The organism is Aquimarina agarivorans, from assembly GCF_000218485.1.
In the GTDB taxonomy this organism is placed as follows: Bacteria; Bacteroidota; Bacteroidia; order Flavobacteriales; family Flavobacteriaceae; genus Aquimarina; species Aquimarina agarivorans.
In genome coordinates this window covers 1-22719 of the sequence record NZ_AFPB01000033.1, presented here as the reverse complement: position 1 = coordinate 22719, position 22719 = coordinate 1, and the positions used below count along the sequence as shown (strand labels likewise).

Sequence of the window (22719 nt, the reverse complement as noted above, 5' to 3'; positions counted from 1 at the left end):
ACATTTAAATTTTACTTAAAAATAATTTAATTGATTTTTTAATAAAGTAAAAAAGGAAATCAAATGTTAAACTTTATGTTTTTATGGCTATCGATTAGCATATTATTTTTAAGTTAAATTTTATCGTTTTATTAGTTCTAACAATCTTATTGTCTGTAAAATCATCAATTCCATAAAATTTAAATTCTGTTTATGCGGTTTTAATATTTTTTCAATTTTATTAACATTTAGTTTTAATTGTTAAAATACTGATTGTTAATTTTTTACACTTTTATTTATCGAGATATTTTAATCTATTTGTGGCTAACTAGAACACAAAACCACTAATTATGATTAAAAAAACTAATAAACAATTAGTACTAATTTTTATTATGGTCTTTCAGAGCATAATGGCACAAAATAAAACGGTTACCGGTACTGTAACTGATAATTTGGGGATGCCGCTTCCTGGTGTTACAATATCCAAAAAAACAGATTTCTCTGGAACTGTAACAAATTTTGACGGTAATTATAGCATTGATGTAACTTCAAACGATGAGTTAGTATTCAGCTATATTGGTTTTATTACTCAAACCATACTGGTTGGAAATCAAACTGAAATTAATACTTCCCTTCAGGTGGATACTGAGTCTTTACAAGAGGTGGTGGTAACCGCATTAGGAATTTCAAAAGAAAAAAAGGTATTGGGTTATTCAACTCAGGAGGTAAAAGGGGATTTAATTACGGAAACAAGACCATCAAATGCAATTAATGCATTATCAGGAAAGGTTTCTGGGCTTCAAATTAGCACCCCAACAGGAAACTTAGGAGGTTCTACCCGAATTTTACTACGTGGTGCCGGATCTATTTTAGGTGAAAATAGGCCATTGATAGTAATAGATGGCGTACCTGTAAATAATGATAATAATAATGATAGAAGGAATTTAACCACCACACAAACAGGAGGAGGGGGTAGAGATTATGGGGATAATAGTTTTGATATCAATCCCGATGACATTGAAAGTATGAACGTATTAAAAGGAAGTGCAGCTGCGGCATTGTACGGATCTCGAGGAGCTAATGGCGTAATTTTAATTACTACAAAAAGCGCCAAAGACGGCGCAGAATCAATTACTATTAATTCAGGAGTTACTTTTGAAAGTGTGAACGTGTTACCAAAAGTGCAAAAGCTATATGGGGGTGGCGCAGGTGATCCAAGTACCATTGGGCAATCCTCATTTAATACAGCAACAATAAACGGCAGACAGTTTGAAATTGTTGATTACGCTACGGATGAATCCTGGGGTCCCAGATATGACCCTAATAGATTAGTATTACATTGGGATGCATTTGATCCCGAATTTGCGGATGATTTTTTAAATCCTCGTCCTTGGGTGTATCCTGAAAACGACGCAGAATCTTTTTACAATACAGGAGTAACAACAAATACAAATGTAGCTTTTGCTAAGGCTTATGCTGATGCAGGAGTAAGATTTTCACTGGGACGTACAAAAAGCACAGGTATTATACCAAATTCCGAATTGACTAAAACTACGTTTAATCTTAATGGGTCTTCAAAAATTGCCAATAAGGTAACCGCTAGCGCTGGGGTTAATTATACTATTACTGAAGGGTTTAACAGACCAGAGACGGGTTATGGCGACAATAGTTTACTACAAAAGTTTTATCAATTTGGTCAAACCTCTTTAGATTACGGTAGGTTAAGCAATTATTTATTATCAAATGGCGTACAAAGGCCATGGAACAGGACTGCATTTAATGATGCTACGCCTCGATTTTCGGACAATCCCTATTGGACAATACTACAAAATACAGCAGCGGACCGCCGAAACAGAGTGTATGGAAATGTCAAGGTTAAATATCAAATCAATGATAAATTATTTGCCATTGGTAGTATTTACAATGATTTTTATAATTTAAAAATTACGGAACGCGTGGCCGTAGGATCTCAAGCAACTTCCAGTTTTGTTGAGGTAAATCGATCTGCCAGAGAAACTAATTATGAAGCCAGAGTGCATTATGACGATTCCTTTTTCAATGAAAATTTTAGTGTTTCTGCATTTGCAGGCGTTAACCGAAGAAATAACTTTTCGGCAGAAGTTGATGCTAATACTACGGGGGGATTGGCTACGCCAGGTTTATACAGTTTAAACAATTCTATTGGCGATTTACGGGTTACAGAATTAAATACGGAAGCAAGAGTCAATAGTATTTTTGGTGCAGCAACTTTTGGATTTAAGGATATGGTTTTTCTTGAGGTTACTGGTCGAAACGATTATTCATCGACCTTGCCAATAGCAAATAACAGTTACTTTTTTCCATCTGCATCTTTAAGCTTTGCTTTTTCAGAAGTTGTTAATACTAATTGGCTGTCCTTTGGAAAAATTAGAGTAGCTTTTGCTAATGTTGGTAATGATACAGCACCCTATAGGTTAGTAAATACGTATGCAAGTAGACCAACATTCTTTTCTGGAATACGTTACACCCAAAGAGATGCGGATAGAAATGATGCGTTAGTTCCTGAAGAAAAAGAATCTTTTGAAGTCGGATTAGAGGCTTCCTTATTCAACAATAGGGTTTCATTTGAAGCAACATATTACAATGAAAATACTTTCGATTTAATCACTCCCTTGGAGTTAGATCCAGGAACAGGCTTTACTAGTACATTTATTAATGCAGGTAAATTATCAAATAAAGGAATTGAGGCTTTAGTTAATGTAGTTCCCATCAAAAACGAAAATTTTAAGTGGGGACTTACCTGGAATTTTTCTAAAAATGAAAATAAATTGGAAGAATTATTACCAGGTATTGAAACTTTGGAGTTAGCTCGCTTTCCATTCAATGGAGTAACGCTTAACGCAGTTGTAGGTGAAAAGTACGGACAAATAAGAGGGACAAATTACATATTTGACGATGAAGGAAATAGAGTAGTAGATGCTAATGGGCGATACATGGAAAGCCGAAATGTTGAAAATTTAGGAAGTGTTTTGCCTGATTATAATATGGGAATCAGAAATGAATTTAATTACAAAAATTTAAGTTTTAGCTTTTTGATTGACATTCAAAAGGGAGGACACTACAGGTCGTTGACCAATATTTGGGGGAACTATTCGGGTATATTAGAAGAAACTGCGGCTAATAATATAAGAGAAGAAGGAATAATTTTAGAAGGTGTAACAGGCACGGTTGTTTTTGATGATGCAGGAAATTATACCGTAACTGACACTGAAACTAATGACCAAGTAATTTCAGCTCAGCAATATGGACAAGATCATTTTTTAAGAGCCGATGCTCAAAACGTATTTAAAGCAGATTATATGAAGTTACGTGAGGTATCATTGGGTTATAGCTTACCTAAAGATATGATTGGATCATTGGATGGAGTTACTTTTTCCCTTTTCGGAAGAAATTTGCTTGTCTGGGGCTTGGACAATGATAATTTTGACCCAGAGGTTGCTTCTACAGGGAGTGGGAACATTCAAGGATCCGAAGGAGGGTCTTTGCCATCTACAAGAAGTTACGGATTTAATGTACAATTAAAATTTTAGAAAACACCTATGAAACATATAATTAAAATAGTAGCCATATCATTTTTAATGCTTAATTGCGATAATGATTTTGAGGAAATAAATACAAATCCAAACGAACCAGCCGTTGTTTTGGCAAATGCCATTTTTAACAGCGCAACTAAAGAGCTTACGGACCGGAGTAGGGATGTGGGAGCTTCTGGTCGGGTAACACTTCCGTGGATGCAATATTGGGGACAGACCAGTTACGCCGATGAAGATCGATATGATTACAGAGAAAGCTCTGGACAGAATTACTACGAATTTTTGAATAAGATTGGTAACGATTTTAAAAACATTATAGATCTTAATGAGGATGCAGCTACCAAAGATTTAATGTCTACCGTTGGTAATAACCAAAACCAAATTGCTGTAAGCAGAATTATGCTATCTTATATTTTTCATCAGTTAGTAGATACTTTTGGAGATGTTCCTTACTATTCATTTGGTTCAGACAATCCCAGTTTTCAAGCTTTCGCTTTAAATGAAAATATATTATTACCTGAATTTGCAAATCAAGAAATAATTTATAATGATTTATTGAGCGAATTAAGAGCCGCTTCCGATCAATTAGTCCTAGGAGAACCTGTTTTTATATCAGGAGATAACATTTTTAATGGAGATGCTTCAAAATGGAAAAAGTTTGCTAATTCACTTATTTTAAGAGTAGCAAACAGGTTGAGAAACGTGAATCCTGATACTGCTACAGCTGCTATAGATGAAGCTATTGACGAAGGAGTATTTACATCAAATGCCGATAATGCAGTTCAACCATATCAGGATGCTGATAATACGGCCTCACCTCTATACATAGCTTTTTTTGTTAACAACAGAACCGATTTTGCCGTAGCAGCTCCATTTATCAACCTGTTAAAAGGAGGTGTAGGTTTTGGATTGGACCCTAGGCTTTACGAATTTGCTTCTCCCGTGCAGGCTACCATTGCTAGTATAGGAGCACAATCTTTAGCTGACGCAGAAGGGAATTCGGTTACTGAAGGTAATCCTGATGATTATATTGGAATTCCTTATGCATATGAAACTGTTCAAAAACTACCTTTTAGTTCGTACTCTTTTCCAAACTTCAATGTCTTAAGACGAGACTTTGGGGAAACGCTTATGGAGTATGCCGAGGTTGCTTTTATAATTTCAGAACATATGGGTTTTGATCAAACGCAATATGAAAACGGTATAAAAGCATCAATGGAACGCTGGGGAGTTAGTGAGGTTGATATTACAAATTATTTAGAAACATTACCCGCTGCATCAGAAGAAACTGTTATGACTCAAAAATACATTGCTTTGTACATGCAACCCTATGAAGCTTGGGCTGAATACCGTAGAACTGGATTTCCAAAAACTTTATTGTTACCTAATGAGCAAGGGATGTTATCACCCAGTCAAGTTGCATCCAGTACCGATATAACTTCTGCTACCTATACTTTTGAGCCTCGAATAGCCATTAACGATCTGCCAACAAGGTTAAGGTATCCTCAAGTATTACAAACGCTAAATGGCGAAAATAGAGCTAGTGCTGTTCAAAATTTGGACGAAGGCGATACGGTCCAAAGTAAATTATTTTGGGATGTAAACTAATTTTTGTTTTTGCTGTTTAATTAAATTAGACGTTCAATTTATTTAAATTGAAAAGAATAGCCAGCTCATTAATTGAGTTGGCTATTTGATTTTTTACTCAAGATAAATCCATGTAAGGTATACTAATTATGATTTTAAATTACTTAAATGAAAATTTGGAATTTTTTGTTTGAACAATAACGAAAACACAAGCATAGCCTTGGTTATGGTATTGTTTTATTTTGAAGGTATTAAGTAAAAAGAACTATTTTGAATGGGGAAAATTGATGATGAGAACTTTATAAAAAGCGATTGAGGAAGCTTTATAAACATATTGGAAGATTCAGTAAAACCAACGCTCAGGTTACTTTAAGGAACATTTAGGACACTCACCAACCATTAAGGTGTTGACAAAATCAACTTTATAGTTATTGGAAGCAGGCAAATTTAAATCCATAGGCATACACATAACTTCGCCGCATTGCTTACACTGAAAATGTGGATGATTGTCATTATGAGTAGTATGCGAGCAATCATCGCATTTTGCATACCATTTTAAACCATCCTTGCCAATAAATGAATGTACAATACCATCTTCCATAAGTTTATCAAGAATGCGATAAACTGTGGTTTTATTCATTTTTCCTTCTAATTTCCTAACCAAATCAGCAACTGATATCGCTTGATGTTTTTTATTAAAAACTTCAACTAAAACCTTTACGTATTTTGTATGCCTAATTATTCCCATTTGTAAGTATAAATATACATAAATTTTATTGCAACTCAGTTGCATTTGAATAAAATCCAAAGTAATATTGCAACCAAGTTGCGTTAATAGCTACCCCATGAATTTATTATTACGAAAATCAGATTTTATTGGAGCATTATCAAGCGGATTATGTTTGATTCATTGCTTTGCCACTCCATTTCTGTTTGCTGCACAAGCTCATTTTTTAGAGTGCTGTCATACGCAACCTATTTGGTGGTCGGTGTTGGACTTGGTATTTCTGTTGATTTCATTGGGTGCTATTTATAATACTACCAAAAACACAACAAACAATTGGATAAAAATTGTTTTGTGGTTCAGTTGGGCATTACTATTAGTTATTGTGTTAAATGAAAAAATAGAGGTAATGGAAATTCCTGAGGCGGCCATTTACTTTCCTTCATTGAGTTTAATATTTTTTCATGTTTACAACAGCAAATATTGCAAGTGTAAGGATAATGTATGTTGTGTTTCAGAATAATAAATGATGTATTTCATCAGAACAATAATTTTTTCTGAAAAGGGATTCTAAAACAAGCAGTATAATTTTCCTTTTACAGCAATAACTATTGGTTTTATTGGCGCTTTAGATATGAGTCATTAACAACGCTATAGCATTAATAATGTTTGTAGCTGCATCAGATCAGATATATAGTAGCTAAAATATAAAGATTAAAAAATTAGGTTATGCTAGAAGCAAAAAAACTTGAGAAACGTTACGGAGAGCATATAGCGCTAAAAGACTTAAGTTTTACTGTAGCACCAGGTGAAATATTTTGTTTGTTGGGACAAAATGGGGCAGGTAAAACCACAACAATAAACATTTTTTTAGGCTTGTTAAAACCTACTTCGGGTGAGGCGCTAATTAATAAAACGTCGGTACTCGAAAACCCCCAAATAAGAACATCTATAGCGTATATTCCTGAAATAGTAGAGTTGTACAATAATTTTTCGGGGATAGAAAATATTGACTTTTTTAGTCGTTTAGCAGGATTTAAATATACCAAAGATGAACTGGTTTCATTTTTGAATCAAGCCAATTTGCAAGCGGTAGCACATAACAAAAAAATAGCAACATATTCCAAAGGAATGCGTCAAAAAGTGGGCATTGCCATAGCTTTAGCTAAAAAAGCTTCATACATTCTCATGGACGAACCCACTTCTGGACTTGATCCAAAGGCTTCGGTTGAGTTTGCCAATTTATGTAAAAAATTAGCAGTAAAAGGAGTTGGAATTTTTATGACAACTCATGATATTTTTAATGCAGTAAATATTGGTTCGCGAATAGGAATATTGAAAGAAGGAAGCTTAAAGTATACTACTGAAACAGCTAAAATTACGGCTCAAGAGCTTCAAGATTTATATATAAAAACAATTTAACTACGTAATACTATTAAAATGAATTTTAGAAATAGCTTACTAGCTATAGCTTTTTTGGTTACGCAAATAAGTTTGGCACAGTCTATAATAACAGGAAAAATTGTTGACGAAAATAATATGCCTATAGCATTAGCCAACGTAATGCTTTTGGATAAAGGAAGTGAAAAAACAGGAACTACCTCAGATGATGAAGGAAGTTTTGAACTGCAGATAAATGATAAAGGAAATTTTAAATTATATATATCCTACATTGGCTTTACAAGTATTGAAAAAGAAATTGATTTGACTACTGAGCAAACAATTGATTTAGGAAAGATTTTGTTGGAACAGTCGTTAGAGTCTTTACAATCAGTTGAGATAATAGGAAGAAAGCGGCAGGATTACGTAAGTGACTATTCTTTTTCAGCCACAAAAATAGCTATTAAAAATAAGGAGTTACCCCAGGCAGTAGCCACGGTTACAAAGGAGTTGATTGCTGATCGACAAGCTTTTCAACTTACGGATGCTGTTAAAACAGTTAGTAATGTTGCTATTACAGGGCTTTACAATCATTACAATATCAGGGGGATTACTCAAGGGGATGATGGGCAGGTGCTTAATGGAATGCGTACACGTCAATATTATTTTCTTCAGCCTATAACGTCACATTTGGAACGTGTAGAAGTAATCAAAGGACCTTCATCAGTAACTTTTTCAAGCGCAGACCCAGGAGGTACTGTTAATATTGTAACAAAAAAGCCGCTAACTAAAAAATATAGAGAAGTGTCTTTAACTACCGGAAGCTTTGGAACGTTGAGAGCCACTGCCGATTTTACTGGACCTTTAAATGATGAAAAAACGCTGCTGTATCGTTTTAACGCAGCGTACCAAGAAGCAGATTCCTTTAGAGATGTAGTTAATAGTATTAGTTTTTTGGTCACTCCATCATTAAGTTATATTCCTAATAAAAAAACTGCACTTAATGTAGAAATGATTTATAATATTGGCGATGGAAATTTAGATAGAGGTCAACCAATTTTTGATGCAGTTGATGAAGATTACGATCCTAATAGCACACCAATTTCGTTAAACCCAGGAGCTATCGATGATTTTTACAAGACTAAAGAAATTGTGTTTATGGCAAGTTTTAGTAAAAAGTTTACTGAAAGTTTTGGTTTTAACGCTCAGTTTATGAAACAAACCTGGGATGAAGATTTACAAGAACATCGTATCGACGCATTTAACCAGCCTTATGATATTAACGGGGGAGTGCTTCCTGATCTTGTAGCGTTGCGTTATGCAGAAAGACAACAGTTTTGGGAGACGGATAATTTAAGTGCATTTTTTAATTACGACATTAAAAATGACAATTTTACCAATAAAGCCTTAATCGGGTATGATGGTTCTCGTTGGGAAAGAAAAGTAGGTGGACAAAACTCTTCAAGAAGATATTTGCTAAATGATGGTACTTTAGAAAGATTTATACCAGGAACAAGTAACCCTGATGATTTTCAGCAAACTGCTGATGGATTGTTAGTTCCCGCTGTACCTCATTTTAATTTAACGGATCCATTTAATGGCATAAGAAATACGAATGATTATGTATTAGCTCAAACACAAATCCCAGCAAATTTGACATCATCAGACGGAGTTTATTTTCAGAACCATTTCAAATTGGGGAAGTTTTCAGCTTTATTAAATTTGCGATACGAGTGGTTTGAAGATATTTTTGATTATGAAGGAGATGAGCAAAAATTTAAAAAAGAAGCTTTTATCCCCAGAATAGGGGCAACTTATGAGGTAACAGATGATATAAGTGTGTACACTACTTATTTGGAAGGTTTTCAACCACACACCAATACAGTATCATTGTCTCCATCAGCCGAAGGATTCTTTTGGACAGCGTCACCAGGGAGGTTTGATCCTTTAGAAAGTAGTTTGATAGAATTTGGAGCAAAAAGCTCCTTTTTTAACGGTAAATTGAGTGCCAATATGGCCATTTTTGAAATTACTCAAAAGAACATTTTATTGGGTGATACTTTTAATTTGGACAACTTAACAACCAGAGGCGAGCAAGGTAGTAGAGGTTTTGAAATTGATGTTGCGGGTTACATAATTCCAAACTTGCAAATAACTGCGTCTTATGGTTACAACGATGCCATAATTATAGATGACTCCATAGAAGATTTTATTGGACAGCGAATAGGTGGTGCGCCAAAAAATAATGCTAATTTTTGGGCACGTTATGATTGTATGAGTGGAATATTTAAAGGACTTGGACTTGGTTTTGGTGCACAGTATGTAGATGAAAGATTTACATGGTACAATCCAACTTACCTAGCGGATAGAGTGTTATTACCAGAGTATACCGTATTTGATGCTGCATTGTATTACAAACCTAATAATACTGGAATTCAACTAGCTATAAAACTTAATAATTTAGAAAACAAAAAGTATTGGTTGGGAGGACTCAATCCTTCAAGGCTTGGTCCAGGTGCACCTAGAAACATTTTGTTAAATGCAACTTATAAATTTTAGATTGAAATGAAAAAGGATGTTGTGTTATTGATTGCTAAACAATTCTTTAAAAAAACACTGAGCACAAAAGGCTTTTTAGTGCTTTTAGGTATTTTTTTAAGTGTTTTAGTTTATGTTACTTTTAATGGATGGACTTCATTTAAAAAACATCAGCAAATTGTAACACAACATCAAAAAAAAGCGAGAGCAAGCTGGGAAGCCAATCCTGATAAACATCCGCATCGGATGGCTCACTTTGGTACCTTTGTGTTTAGGCAACAGCACCCATTGCGTATTTTTGATTCGGGATTAGAAAGTTATACTGGAAATGCTATTTTTTTAGAGGCTCATAAACAAAATACAGCTAATTTTTCTGAGGCAAGTTTAGCTACTGGCTTAATGCGCTTTGGTGACTTGAGTATTGCCATGCTGCTTCAATTAATTTTACCACTTATTATTTTTTTTATTGGTTATGCTTCAATAACTACGGAAAAAGAGAACGGGACCTTAAAAATGATTTACCTGCAAGGAGCTTCTATGAAGGATGTGTTATTAGGAAAATCAGTAGGATTGTTTTTCGCAGTGGCGCTATTTTTCCTGCCATCATTGTTAGCGTTGTGGAGTATTTCGTTTCTAGAAAATTATGCCAATCATAGTGGAATTATACCCAGAGCTCTTTTAATTTCTGTCGTTTATTTAGTGTTTTTAATGCTTTTATGTGCAACAACAATTATTGTTTCTGCGCTAAGCGAAAATTCAAATAAAGCATTACTCACATTATTAGGGATATGGTTATTGTTTTTTATAATTATACCAAAAATTGCACAGTCACTTGGAAATGCTACTTATCCTAATCTATCAAAAACGGAATTTAAGGCTGCAGTGGAAGCTGAGGTTATAAAAAAAGGAGACAGTCACAATCCAAACGATCCTTATTTTAATAGCTTGAGGGACTCAATTTTAAAAGCAAACAAGGTAGCAACTATTGAGCAACTTCCTTTTAATTACAGCGGATATTTGATGAGTAAAGGCGAGTCGCAAACTGCTAAGGTATACAACAAACAACATAATGAACTTATAGCTACTTATAAAAAGCAGAATAGTTTGACAAATAAGCTTGTACTTTTTAATCCTTACTTGGCCATTAAAAATTTATCCATGGGTTTTTCAGGTACTAATTTTAGTACTTACGCTGATTTTTTAAAACAGACCGAAGTTTACAGGTACAAACAATCGCAGTATATGAATAACTTGCAAATGAAGTTTATCAGCAATAAGGCTAAGAGTAGTGAGGGCAAAGTAAATGTAGTGGATAAAGTACATTGGAAATCGTTTCCTAAGTTTAATTACCAATATTTGTCTGTAAGTAACATTATTAAAAATCAATGGTTTTCATTAGCTAGCCTTGGTATTTGGATGTTTCTTATTGGGTTAATTGTGGTTCAATTTTCCAACCGTTTTAAAATTATTTAGCAATGTATATACTGTTAATCAAACAATTTTTAAGATCAAAAGCGGTGCTACTGTCCTTAGCAATTTTAGTTTTTTTGGGTGTTTTAAGTATTTATATAGGAAAGCAATTTTTAGATCAAAAAAAAGAAGCTATTACCAAAGCCATTACACTGCAACAAAAGCACACTGAAAGGCAAGTAGGACACCACAAGGATGATATAGGTTTGCTTATGTATTACCTTAAATTTTCATTTATAAATCCTGTTAAGCCTTTGGCAGGAATTTCAATTGGACAAAGCGATTTAAATTCGCATATCCAAAATGTAACTATTTTGAATTTAGAAGGGCAAAAGTATGATACCGATTTGGTCAACCCTTCAAAATTACAAGTGGGTAATCTTGATGTTAGTTTTTTGATTGTTTTTTATTTCCTTTGGTAATTATCGCACTAAATTTCAATTTACTGTCCGAAGAAATAGAAAAAGGCACCTGGAAAATGATTTTAATGCAAGGAAAGTCTCCATTCCAATTTTTAATTAAAAAGATTTCAGTACGTGTTGTGTTTATTTTTGCGGTATTAGCAGTATTATTTTTGGTAGCAAAAGTAATATTACAAATCCCATTGGATAGTAATTTTTTATACATAATAATTAATAGTTATTTATACCTATTATTTTGGTTTTCGTTATGCATATTCGTTATTTTTTTACGAAAATCCTCTAACGCTAATGCTATAATTTTGTTGAGTAGCTGGTTGCTTTTGGTGGTTTTTATTCCTGTTTTAATTAATAATTACATTGTAAATAAATACCCTGTTGGGGAAGCATTTACAATGACTATTAAACAGCGGGACGAGTATCATAAACGTTGGGATACAGACAAAAAAGAAACTATGGATAAATTTTACGCACATTACCCGCAGTTTGCTAAATACGGAATTAAAGAGCAAGGTTTTTCATGGTTATGGTACTATGCTATGCAGCAAATGGGAGATGATCAATCAAAAAACGAGCGAGAGGCAATGTACCTTAAAATTGCGCAACGTGAGGCGTTAAGTAAACAAATAGCGCGCTATTTTCCGCCACTACAAGTACAGTTGTCAATGAACGAAATTGCAAAAACGGGTTTGACCAATCACATTGAATTTTTAAAAGCCACCACCAATTTTCATGAAGATTTACGTTTGTTTTTTTATCCAAAAATCTTTGAAAATGAATCAACGGATTCCATTGATTGGGAAAATCATGAATCAGATTTTTTTAAAGAACCTTCAACTTACAAATTGTTAAACAACATTATTTTTACGATGATATTAACTGTTTTATTATTAAGTTTTGGTTTATACAAACGAGTTTTTTTCAAAGTAAAATAAGCAGTGTTGCTAAAATTTTTTCCTAATCCTATTGTGCCTGTTTTAGTGTTTATTGCTATAATAAAAGCAGTAATTTGAACTTAAACAATAAAATAATGTACTCTTTAAGAAAGTAAAATTCTTAAATTTAAAAACAAAAAGTACCTTATTTCAAAATATTTATTATGATAAAAAAGGGGTTGCTTTGGTTACAAAAATTTCAGGTAAGTTAATCACCTCAAATGAATTTGGTGTTAGGCTTTTTGTTATACGTAACTATTGATTTTTTAATTTTGTCCGTACCTATTTTTCATAAAGTAGATATTTCATTTTTAGACAACTTGTTTATTTCTACCTCCGTAATATCAACAACAGGTTTGGTTACTATCAATATTTTTGAGTCGTATAATTTTTTTGGGCAATTAATAATCATGCTTTTATTTCAATTAGGAGGCATTGGTTATATGACGTTAACTACCTACTACCTTTTATTTACCACAAATAAAATTACGCATTGGCATCAAAAATTAATCGGGGTTGAATTTACGCTACCTAAAGCCATTAAAATTAATGATTTTCTAAAAAGTGTTATTGTATTTACATTAATTATGGAGGTTTTAGGGTCGGTTTGTTTTTTTATTGCGTTTGTAAATGAAGGGATGGAAATTTACAAAGCAATATGGTACATCATTTTTCATAGCGTGTCTTCATTTTGTACGGCAGGTTTTAGTTTATTTGATAACAGTTTTGTAGGGTATCAGGATAATGTATTTATAAATTGGATTATTTCAGTTTTAGCAATATCAGGTTCATTAGGATTTATTGTTTTTACTGATTTGTGGTATCGAATCACTAAAAAATCAACTAAGCTTACTTTTACGTCTAAAATTGTTATCAGTGGTTTTATTATTCTTCTGGCTTTATGAACACTGCTGTCTTTTTCGGAAGACTTTTTATTTGAAAATATTCTTTTTGAAGTCGCTTCGGCTTTAGGTACAGTTGGATTAAGTAGGGGCATCACTGGAGATTTGTCCAATTTAGGGAAAGTTCTTATTAATACTCTAATGTTTATAGGCCGCGTAGGTGTATTAACTTTCGGTTTTGCATTACTTGCTAGAAAAAAAGAAAAAAAGCTATTGCAACTGAAGCATGTGATATAGCCGTTTAACTTTAGTTAGCCAATAAAAAAAGCCTCAATGTTTGAGACTTTATGCTGGGCTGATTGAATTTTACATTCAATAATTAACCAAGGATTAAAAATTATATTTTTTAGTTACAATTTGGATTAATCAGCACGTTCAACTTCGCTTTCTAATTTAAGCACTTTTCCACCGTCCTCATGTTCAATGAGTAATGCTTTATCGTCACTACTTCCATTTCTGGTAACTTCGCTACCATCGATTGTTTTGGTAATGGACTCATCAAAAGTGTCTTCAACTTTACCTTTTGCTTCCCCATTTCCCCATTTCCATTTTACCTCTGTTCCTGTACGTATCATATTATTTTATATTAAATTAATAATTAAATTAAAATTACAATGTGATAATCTTACATAAAATATACTTTTATTAAAGTATTCATAAGGTTTTTTGATGGCATTTTTTTTGAAGTTCAAAATTATTTTAAATAGGTTAACATTATGCGTAATACCTAATCAACAGATACAGGTTAAAGCATTACTTTTGTAAATTATAGTTACTGCAAATCATTAGTATTTATCAAGTTTGAATAAAAATAAAAATTATACATTATGGAATAAAATTCTAAAAATAGGCGCTTACATTTTTGGGGCTATTTTAGTGCTGTTACTGTGTGTAATTTTATTTATTCGAAGCAGTTCAGGGCAAAATATAATTGTAAATAAAACAGTCAATTTTCTTAAAGAAAAAACACAAACCGAAATAGCTATAAGTAAGCTGTATGTCACCTTTGGAGGGAATATTTTGCTAGAGGATTTTTACGTTGAAGATAGAAAAAAAGACACGTTGGTATTTTCAGAAAAGTTAGAGATTGATGTGCCTTTATTGCCAATAATAACAGGCAAATCCATAGCAATTAATACCGTGGATTGGGAAGGACTAAAAGCCAATATAACCAGAAAAGATTCTATTAACGGATATAATTTTCAGTTTTTGATTGATGCGTTTGTTTCTTCTGAGTCGTCAGTAAAAGAAACAAAAAAAGATACCACTGCAGCACCGCCAGAAATTTCTATTGGCGATTTAAATTTTAATGATTTCGATATAATTTTTAATGATGCAGTATTAGGAATAGATAGTCGATTTACAATAGGAGAATTGGCATTAAATCTGAAAAAAACAGATATTGAAGCTATGGATTATAGAGCTTCTAAACTAAAAATTTCAAATTCGAATATTAAATACACGCAAAGCCCTATTTTAAAAAAGGAAGAAGCATCGGATTCCATTTCATCGTTGCCTTTTTTATCATTTGAAGCTATTGAATTTAATAATATTGATGTTCACTACAATTCTATTGAGGATAAGCTAAATGCAAAAATAGCAGTATCAAAATTACAGGCAGAAACACCCAAAATAGATCTTAACAATAATTATTTTATTATTGACAAATTCAAGATTACTGATTCTAAATTTTTGTTGAAAACGGATTTGGTTGAATCGCAAACGGTGGAAACAGAAACTACCAATACATCATTTGAATGGCCTAAATATGATATTGTCGCCACAAATTTAGAAATTAAAAATACTGCTTTTAGTTATTTTGTAGGGCAAGCGCAACCAAAATCCAACGCATTTGATCCCCAAGCAGTTGTACTCACTAACTTTAATCTGAATATTAAAGAAGCGAATTTGAAAGAAGAGTTTGCTAAGGTTAAATTACAAAATTTAAGTTTCAAGGAGAATTCTGGCCTAAATTTAGAGCAATTTTCTACAACTGCTTCTATAACAAACAGGCAAATAAATGTTGGAAACCTAAAATTAAAACTCAATAACAATCAGCTTTTTGGTGGTGCCAAAGTGAGTTACTCTAGCCTGGAAAATTTTATCAATCAGCCCGAAAATTCAAATTTGAATTTGAGTTTAAACAAAATTCAAGCTGATATTAGTGAGGCTTTCAAATTTCAGCCAGAGCTAAAACAAAATGAATATGTGGCTAAACTAAGTAAACACATGGTTACAGGAAAGCTTTATGTATCAGGGAAGCTGTCGGATATTAAGGTTGACGATACCCAGTTTAGTTGGGGTACTGCTACGGCAATCAATGTAAAAGGGCAATTAAGGAATGCCACCGAACCTGATAAGCTTCAGTATGATTTTCCTGAAATTGAAATAATATCATCCAGTCAGGATATTTATAATTTTGTTCCAAAAGATAGTCTTGGATTACAATTACCTAAAGAGATTGCTGTAACGGGTAATTTGAAAGGTACAACAGCGCAAGTGATCACCAACTCCCAAATAAAAACTACACAAGGAAATGTTTTAATTGATGGAACATTAGATATAACTGAGACCTTAAAATTTGATGCTAAATTCAGTACTGAGGAGTACCAACTGGATCAATTATTAAAAAACGAGCAGTTAGGAGCGTTAAGTTTAAAAATTGAAGGAAGCGGTGCAGGCAAAACAATTAATAAAATGGATGCAGACTTTACAGCTACTGTGGATACTTTTTCATTAAAAAAATACACCATCAAAGACTTGGTCATTAAAGGAAAATTAGATGATGGATCCGGGATGTTGACCTCCAATTACAAAGACGACTATTTAAATTTGAAATTGAAATCTGATGTGGTATTGGATACTGTAAATACTAAGGCCAAGATTGATTTAAACGTAATTGGAGCCGATTTGGAGGCCTTAGGGTTGTTTAAAAGAAATATAAGGACAGGGTTAAAATTAACTGCTGATTTTAATGGGAGTCCTGAGGATTTTAAAGCTACGGCCGAAATAAATGATGGCGTAGTTGTTTATGATAACCATACTTATTTGTTGGGTAAATTAGCGGCAAATGCATTTATTAAAAACGATACTACTGCGTTAAGTGTTACTAATAAAATTGTTGACCTTAAATTACTATCAAACACAAATCCGCAAGGATTTTCCAAGGCGATCACAAATCATTTTAAAAGTTATTTTACCACTACATCAAATAAAATAGTTGATACTATTTATACACCTCCAGTAAAATTAAAATTAGAAGGTCATTTAAGTCAAGCGCCAATTTTGAGCGAAGTTTTTTTAATAAACCTAAAAGATGTAGATACCGTAGGAATAATGCTTGATTTTAATGAAAATTTAAATAAATTAAAAGCAGAGGTAGTAGCACCCCATATTAATTATAGCGGTAGTGAAATTGATAGCTTGGCTTTAAATGTAAATACCAGTAACCAAAATTTAGATTTTGATTTGGGATTTAATGCCATTACCACGGGACCAATTGCTATTAAAAAAACGAGTATAAGTGGCAGCCAAAACAATGGTAAAATGCAACTTAGTTTGCTTTCAATGCACGAAAAAGAAAAACTGATACAATTTGATGCTACTGTGAATTCTAAAAAGAACAGTACGGAGCTCAAAGTAAATCCACAAAGTTTAATTATAAATAAACATAAATGGCGCACACCCACTACCAACAAATTAGTGTTTTCTGATAATAAATTGACTTTTACAGATTTTAATTTTACCAATAACAACCAAAAAGTAGCTTTTAAAAATGACTTACCTAATGTAAAAAAAGAGCATATTGCTTTAAAATTCAATCAATTTAAAATCAGTGAAATTTTAAATTATTTTAATCCTGAAACTGAATTAGCTCACGGTACTTTAAATGGAAATTTAGTTGTTGAACATCCTTTTACCGATACAGGTATTTTAGCAGATTTAAAGATTTCGAAATTTAATGTGTTGGATGTTGATTTAGGAACATTAACAATGGATGCATCTTCAAAAGATATTAAAACTTACAATTTTAGTTCAGAACTTAAAGAAGGGCAAGTCAATTTAAGCGTCAACGGTAATTATGAAGCCAATCAAAATGGAGCAATATTAAATTTAAATCTGTTATTTGATAAGTTTAATATGCAAGCGTTAGAAGGATTTACCCAAGGTGAAATAACGAACGCAAAAGGTAATTTTTCAGGAAATTTTAAAATTAATGGTAAGCTCAGTGAGCCACAATATAAAGGAAATTTAAATTTTACCAATGCTTATTTTTCAATAGCAAAATTCAATACGGGTTTCACTTTTGTACAAGAAAAGCTTACGGCTAGCAATAAAGGAATTACGCTAAATTCATTTACAGTGTTAGATGAGAAGAAAAATAAGCTGGTAGTTTCTGGTGAAATAGGGACAAAAAGTTTTTCAAATCCAACTTTTGATCTTAGTGTAAAAGCAGAAGATTTTCAAGTGTTAAATGCCGTTAAAAAGGATAACGATTTTTTATACGGTAAAGCCATTTTTGGAGTAAATACTCAAATCACTGGAGATTTAGATATTCCAATAGTAAAGGGTAAAGTTACAGTAAATCCAGAAACCAATGTTACCTATATATTACCACAATCAACAGCTAATATTGAGGAACGTGACGGAATTGTATTGTTTGTAAATAAGGAAAATCCAAATGCTATTTTAACGCAAACGGAGCAAGAGACTGCCAAGTTGAAAGGGTTTGATATTGATTTGAAAATAGATGTTGACAAGTATGCTACTGCTAAAATTATTATTGATGAACGCACGGGTGACAATTTTAAAATTTCAGGACATGGAGATTTAAATTTGAAAATGAAACCTAATGGGCGTATCAGTTTAGCAGGTTTTTATGATGTAAACAAAGGACATTATGAATTAAACTTATACAATTTAGTCAATCGAAAATTTGAAATAGTACCTGGGAGTAGGGTGGTATGGTCTGGTAATCCGTTTGATGCAAAATTGGACGTAAAGGCATTATATAATGTTAAGGCATCAGCTTCATCTTTAATGGCAGCCCAAACATCAGGTGCTGATCCGTCAGTCAAAGGCAAATTCAGACAGGTACTACCCTTTAATGTTTATTTAAATATTGATGGTCAAATTACGCAACCTGAACTCACCTTTAATATTGATATGCCCGAGGATGAACAAGGTGCTATTGGCGGACAAGTATACGGTAAAATTCAACAATTGAATCAGCAAGAATCAGAATTGAACAAGCAAATTTTTTCATTGTTGGTGTTAAATAGATTTTATCCTGAACCGGGCAGTGATGGTAGTGGAGGAGGAGCAGCATCCATAGCTACAAATAATTTGAGCGATGCAGTTTCGGATCAGCTAAATCAATTTTCAGACAAATTATTAGGGGACACAGGTTTTAAATTAGATTTTGGACTCAATAGCTATACGGATTATCAAAGTGCCACCCCGCAAGACCGGACGCAATTAGACATTGCAGCACAAAAATCATTGTTTAATGATCGCCTAACCGTAAGTGTTGGTAGTGAGGTAGATTTGCAAGGTTCAAATACTAATGGAGAAACTACGCCTTTAATAGGAAATGTTACGCTTGAATATTTGCTTACCAAAAATGGACGATACCGTTTAAAGGGCTTCCGCAAGAATGAATTTGAAAATGTAATTGATGGGCAAACTATTGTAAGCGGTATTGCGCTCATTTTTGCTCAGGAGTTTAATAAGTTTGATGAATTGTGGGATGCTATTTTAAGAAAGGAAAAAAAGAAGGCTTCTGAAAAAGATGAAAAAGATGAAAAAGAAAGTATTGAAGAAAAAAATGCGAATACAGAAAAAACTAAGCAACAACCTTAAAAATTACGCCGGAAACAAATGATAAAAAAATATGTGCTATTGATACTGTTAACTTTAGCTGCATTTTCATGTAGTGTATCGCGTTTCATTCCTGAAAATGAGCGTTTATACACTGGGGCGCGCCTAAAAATAAAATCGGATACTTTAATAAAAGGTAAAGGGAAATTAAAAGAAGTACTGCTAAATGTCATTGAACCTAAACCAAACAATAAATTCTTGGGTTCTCATTTTGGATTGTATTATTATTATAAAGCTCAAAAAGAAACATCAAGTTTTGTTACAAAATGGCTAAATAAACAAATGGGAGAGGAGCCAGTGTATCAGTCAGATGTTGCTGCATTACAAATTGAAAAATTACTGTTGAATAGGTTGGAAAACAGAGGCTTTTTCTATAATCAAATAACTTCTAATTTCACTGAGAAGGAAAAAAGAGCATTTGCTGATTTTAATGTAAAAATCAAGCAGCCGTATACCATGGCAAGTTTCCAATTGGATACGCTTTCGCCTCCAATTTACAGAGAGATGCAGGACAATTTAAAAACTTCTAAATTTTCAAAAGGAATGCGTTTTGATCTGGCTAATTTAAAGCTAGAGCGTGAACGTATAGATAAAAATTTAAAGAAAAAAGGATACTATAATTTTAGTCCCGAGTTTTTGGTATTTGAAGCAGATACCAATCAATATAACAACAAACGTTTTGATTTATATTTAAAATTAAAACAAGGAGTGCCATCAAAAGCTATAAAGCCATATAAAATTTCAGAAATAAACGTATTTCCTAATTACACGGTTGAAAAGGATACCCTTGATTTAGATACCATTCGATTTAACAATAAAAATTATATAAGTAAAGAAGTTTTTTTAAACCGAAATATTTGGATCCTTATTTAACAATTAAGGAAGGGCAATTATTTGACCCTGAAAATTCTAAAAATACAGCACGGAGACTATCCACTATAGGTGCTTATAAATTTGTAAACGTACAGTATAAGGAAGTGGATAGTTTGTCAACAGATAGCTTAGGATTTTTAAAAGCAAATATTACGTTATCTCCATTAAACAAAAGGGCGTTCAGGGCAGAATTGCAAGCAGTAACAAAGTCCAACAACTTCGCTGGTCCTGGATTAGCAGTTACTTATAGCAATCGAAATTTATTTAAAGGAGGTGAAATTTTGTCCTTAACTTCCAGCTTAGGATATGAAGTACAGGCCGGTAGTGGCGATCAAGCAGGATTGTCTAGTATCGAGTTAGGACTTAAAACCGAATTAGTGTTTCCTAGGTTGGTATTTCCTTTAAAAGTGAATACTGATTTTTTTAAATATGCCATACCCAAAACCAAAACAGGTTTAGGAATTAATTATTTAAGTCGTAGTAAATTATATAGTTTGGCAACAGGAACCGTAAAATTTGGATACATATGGAATTCAAGTAAATATATTACCCACGAAATTAATCCAATTTCAATAAATTACACACGTTTAGGGAATACAACCGATGAGTTTGACGAAATTTTGAATGAAAATCCTTTTTTAAGACGAAGTTTTGAGCAACAATTTATTGCTGGATTAACATATTCTTTTACACACAACGGCATGCTTTCAACTAAACGAAAACATCAATTTTTTGTAAATGCTACTGTGGATATTGCAGGTAATACAGTAAGTGCATTAGGGGGATCAAACCAAAATGATTCTGGCAGAAATCAATTTCTTGGATTGGAATATGCACAATATGCTAAAGTGGATGCAGATGTGAGGTATCATTGGAATTTTGGTAATCAGGAAAAGCTTGCAGTAAGGTTATTCGGAGGATATGGCTATGCCTACGGTAATTCTGAAGTTTTACCATTTACAAAACAGTTTTTTTCAGGGGGACCGTATAGCGTGCGAGCATTTCGAATTCGATCCTTGGGACCAGGGAGTTATAATAATGAAGGTAATGTAAATGGTTCTTTTTTTGATCAAACAGGGAATATCAGGTTGGAAGCTAATTTGGAATATCGTTTTCCAATCGTTGGATTTTTTAAAGGAGCAGTTTTTGCAGATGCAGGAAATATTTGGAATTCTATTGAAAATGAGTCGCTACCAGGAGGTAAATTTTCTTCAAATTTTATTAGTGAACTCGGAATAGGTTCTGGTGTTGGTTTAAGGGTTGATGTGCAAGGTTTTGTAGTTCGGTTTGATTTAGCCATACCAGTTCATGATCCAAGTCAACCTCAAGGCGAACGTTTTCAAGTTAAATTTGATCAACCACTGCTCAATTTTGCTATTGGTTACCCATTTTAATATTTAGGCCCACTTTTAGTAAATTAAAGCTAAACAACAAATGCATTAAAAAAATTATTTAAGTGTAATAGGAATCCATATTTCCTCTTCAGATTTTGGGTCGTTGTTTTTATATTTAGGACTTAAAACTTCAAAATGCGGGCGATCATCTAATTGGTAACGTGAATTAGGAATCCATTCCGAAAATATGTAATGATAGATACTATTGTCATTACTATTACCCTTATATAAAAATACTGCGTATAATCCTTCGGTTAATTCAAATTCATTCATATTGTTTGGAATGCTATCAAAGTTTGAAACCTCAACAGTAGCCCATTTCGTAAATACATTGGCGGGACTAAAACTTTTAAAATAATTTGGATTATAAATTTGCATTGAAATCTTATTACCATCAATCTTGTTTTTGATATTCTTAATGTTAGGACTGAAGTTTTGCCAAAGTTCAACTGTTTTATTTGAAATCAAATTCATTTTTACATGAATTCCTATTAATTTCTTTCCAGATAAAATTTTTACAATAGGTTTTATTTTCAAACTTATATTAATTACTGATTTGTAAAGGTAAAATAATCAATTAAGCTGTTAAAAATGTTAATTTATTAATAATTGTTTATAGGTGAACCTGTTTTTAGTATGAAATTTATATTCATCCCTAAAAATTACGAATTATGCAAGTAGCACTGTTAACAATGAATTAAGTTTAGAAAATATACATGAAAACGTTAAAGATTGGAAAATTAAATTAGATTTTTTAAGTACAAAAAAAACTTTATTAATAACGATTTATTAAACTCAATTTCTTTTGATCCTTACACAGAAGATTTATTCCATGAGCATGCAAGTCTGGAAAAAAAGCTGGAAAATTTGAAAGAACGTTCAAAAATACTTGAAAGAGAAATAAAAACTCATGATAATAAAATAGGTGGCATGTTAGAGTGTATTGGTAACGAATGTGATTTATATTATCAAGACAATCATGAAGTATTAATGGAAAAATGTAAAGATTTTGAAACCTATTATATGAAAACCAAAAAAGAGTTTATCACCTATGCATCAAAAATAT

General features: G+C 32.6%; 17 protein-coding genes. 14 read left to right on the top strand and 3 right to left on the bottom strand.

From position 1 onward, the window contains the following. The first annotated feature begins 329 nt into the window (after positions 1 to 329). Positions 330 to 3548, top strand: a complete 3219-nt coding sequence (locus GMC_RS0101340) for a SusC/RagA family TonB-linked outer membrane protein (protein ID WP_010520439.1) — start codon at positions 330 to 332, stop codon at positions 3546 to 3548. Between the two features lie 9 nt (positions 3549 to 3557). Beyond that, entirely contained in the window at positions 3558 to 5159 is a 1602-nt protein-coding gene (locus tag GMC_RS0101335; RefSeq protein ID WP_010520438.1) for a SusD/RagB family nutrient-binding outer membrane lipoprotein, read from the top strand. Between the two features lie 343 nt (positions 5160 to 5502). On the opposite strand, the gene GMC_RS0101330 is transcribed toward GMC_RS0101335, so the two are convergent. Continuing rightward, entirely contained in the window at positions 5503 to 5886 is a 384-nt protein-coding gene (locus tag GMC_RS0101330) for a Fur family transcriptional regulator (RefSeq protein WP_010520437.1), read from the bottom strand. A gap of 97 nt (positions 5887 to 5983) precedes the next feature. Between GMC_RS0101330 and GMC_RS0101325 the strand changes: the two genes are divergently transcribed. From GMC_RS0101325 to GMC_RS22675, 8 genes are all read left to right on the top strand, one after another. Next, positions 5984 to 6385 (top strand): MerC domain-containing protein, encoded by a 402-nt coding sequence (locus tag GMC_RS0101325; protein ID WP_010520436.1) that lies wholly within the window; start codon positions 5984 to 5986, stop codon positions 6383 to 6385. 206 nt (positions 6386 to 6591) lie between these two features. Continuing rightward, positions 6592 to 7284 (top strand): ABC transporter ATP-binding protein, encoded by a 693-nt coding sequence (locus tag GMC_RS0101320; protein WP_010520435.1) that lies wholly within the window; start codon positions 6592 to 6594, stop codon positions 7282 to 7284. Positions 7285 to 7302: 18 nt separating this feature from the next. Beyond that, positions 7303 to 9801 (top strand): TonB-dependent receptor, encoded by a 2499-nt coding sequence (locus GMC_RS0101315; protein ID WP_010520434.1) that lies wholly within the window; start codon positions 7303 to 7305, stop codon positions 9799 to 9801. 6 nt (positions 9802 to 9807) lie between these two features. Then, complete coding sequence (locus GMC_RS0101310; protein WP_010520433.1) at positions 9808 to 11253, top strand: ABC transporter permease; 1446 nt, start codon at positions 9808 to 9810, stop codon at positions 11251 to 11253. A 2-nt stretch (positions 11254 to 11255) separates the two neighbouring features. After that, positions 11256 to 11672: a hypothetical protein gene (locus GMC_RS20385; protein WP_050813278.1), complete on the top strand. Its 417-nt coding sequence runs from the start codon at positions 11256 to 11258 to the stop codon at positions 11670 to 11672. Next, positions 11666 to 12604 carry a DUF3526 domain-containing protein gene (locus GMC_RS20380; RefSeq protein ID WP_094766237.1) on the top strand — a complete coding sequence of 313 codons (939 nt, stop codon included), beginning with the start codon at positions 11666 to 11668 and terminating at the stop codon, positions 12602 to 12604. Before GMC_RS20385 ends, GMC_RS20380 begins: the two co-directional genes overlap by 7 nt. A gap of 221 nt (positions 12605 to 12825) precedes the next feature. Then, positions 12826 to 13509, top strand: a complete 684-nt coding sequence (locus GMC_RS18590) for a potassium transporter TrkG (RefSeq protein ID WP_010520432.1) — start codon at positions 12826 to 12828, stop codon at positions 13507 to 13509. 3 nt (positions 13510 to 13512) lie between these two features. After that, positions 13513 to 13743 (top strand): potassium transporter TrkG, encoded by a 231-nt coding sequence (locus GMC_RS22675; protein WP_316928950.1) that lies wholly within the window; start codon positions 13513 to 13515, stop codon positions 13741 to 13743. A 125-nt stretch (positions 13744 to 13868) separates the two neighbouring features. Here GMC_RS22675 and GMC_RS0101295 read toward each other — a convergent pair whose 3' ends face one another. Then, positions 13869 to 14081, bottom strand: a complete 213-nt coding sequence (locus GMC_RS0101295; RefSeq protein ID WP_010520431.1) for a hypervirulence associated TUDOR domain-containing protein — start codon at positions 14079 to 14081, stop codon at positions 13869 to 13871. 226 nt (positions 14082 to 14307) lie between these two features. Here GMC_RS0101295 and GMC_RS0101290 point away from each other — a divergent pair, with 226 nt between their 5' ends. The 3 genes from GMC_RS0101290 to tamL are packed head-to-tail and all read left to right on the top strand — an operon-like array spanning position 14308 to position 21653. Then, positions 14308 to 19368, top strand: a complete 5061-nt coding sequence (locus GMC_RS0101290) for a translocation/assembly module TamB domain-containing protein (RefSeq protein ID WP_010520430.1) — start codon at positions 14308 to 14310, stop codon at positions 19366 to 19368. Positions 19369 to 19407: 39 nt separating this feature from the next. Continuing rightward, positions 19408 to 20259 carry a hypothetical protein gene (locus GMC_RS22670; protein WP_316928949.1) on the top strand — a complete coding sequence of 284 codons (852 nt, stop codon included), beginning with the start codon at positions 19408 to 19410 and terminating at the stop codon, positions 20257 to 20259. After that, entirely contained in the window at positions 20244 to 21653 is a 1410-nt protein-coding gene (gene tamL, locus GMC_RS22665) for a translocation and assembly module lipoprotein TamL (protein ID WP_316928948.1), read from the top strand. The genes GMC_RS22670 and tamL overlap by 16 nt, the downstream gene beginning before the upstream one ends. Positions 21654 to 21707: 54 nt before the next feature. On the opposite strand, the gene GMC_RS0101280 is transcribed toward tamL, so the two are convergent. After that, complete coding sequence (locus tag GMC_RS0101280; protein ID WP_010520429.1) at positions 21708 to 22190, bottom strand: GyrI-like domain-containing protein; 483 nt, start codon at positions 22188 to 22190, stop codon at positions 21708 to 21710. A gap of 330 nt (positions 22191 to 22520) precedes the next feature. Here GMC_RS0101280 and GMC_RS18580 point away from each other — a divergent pair. Next, positions 22521 to 22719, top strand: a 199-nt coding sequence (locus tag GMC_RS18580; protein ID WP_010520428.1) for a hypothetical protein, incomplete at its 3' end; no start/stop codon positions are given.

Excerpts from the sequence above, each read along its gene's own strand:
- GMC_RS0101340 (WP_010520439.1), top strand. The coding sequence starts at position 330 with ATGATTAAAAAAACTAATAAACAATTAGTACTAATTTTTATTATGGTC.
- GMC_RS0101335 (WP_010520438.1), top strand. The coding sequence starts at position 3,558 with ATGAAACATATAATTAAAATAGTAGCCATATCATTTTTAATGCTTAAT.
- GMC_RS0101330 (WP_010520437.1), bottom strand. The coding sequence starts at position 5,886 with ATGGGAATAATTAGGCATACAAAATACGTAAAGGTTTTAGTTGAAGTT.
- GMC_RS0101325 (WP_010520436.1), top strand. The coding sequence starts at position 5,984 with ATGAATTTATTATTACGAAAATCAGATTTTATTGGAGCATTATCAAGC.
- GMC_RS0101320 (WP_010520435.1), top strand. The coding sequence starts at position 6,592 with ATGCTAGAAGCAAAAAAACTTGAGAAACGTTACGGAGAGCATATAGCG.
- GMC_RS0101315 (WP_010520434.1), top strand. The coding sequence starts at position 7,303 with ATGAATTTTAGAAATAGCTTACTAGCTATAGCTTTTTTGGTTACGCAA.
- GMC_RS0101310 (WP_010520433.1), top strand. The coding sequence starts at position 9,808 with ATGAAAAAGGATGTTGTGTTATTGATTGCTAAACAATTCTTTAAAAAA.
- GMC_RS20385 (WP_050813278.1), top strand. The coding sequence starts at position 11,256 with ATGTATATACTGTTAATCAAACAATTTTTAAGATCAAAAGCGGTGCTA.
- GMC_RS18590 (WP_010520432.1), top strand. The coding sequence starts at position 12,826 with ATGAATTTGGTGTTAGGCTTTTTGTTATACGTAACTATTGATTTTTTA.
- GMC_RS0101295 (WP_010520431.1), bottom strand. The coding sequence starts at position 14,081 with ATGATACGTACAGGAACAGAGGTAAAATGGAAATGGGGAAATGGGGAA.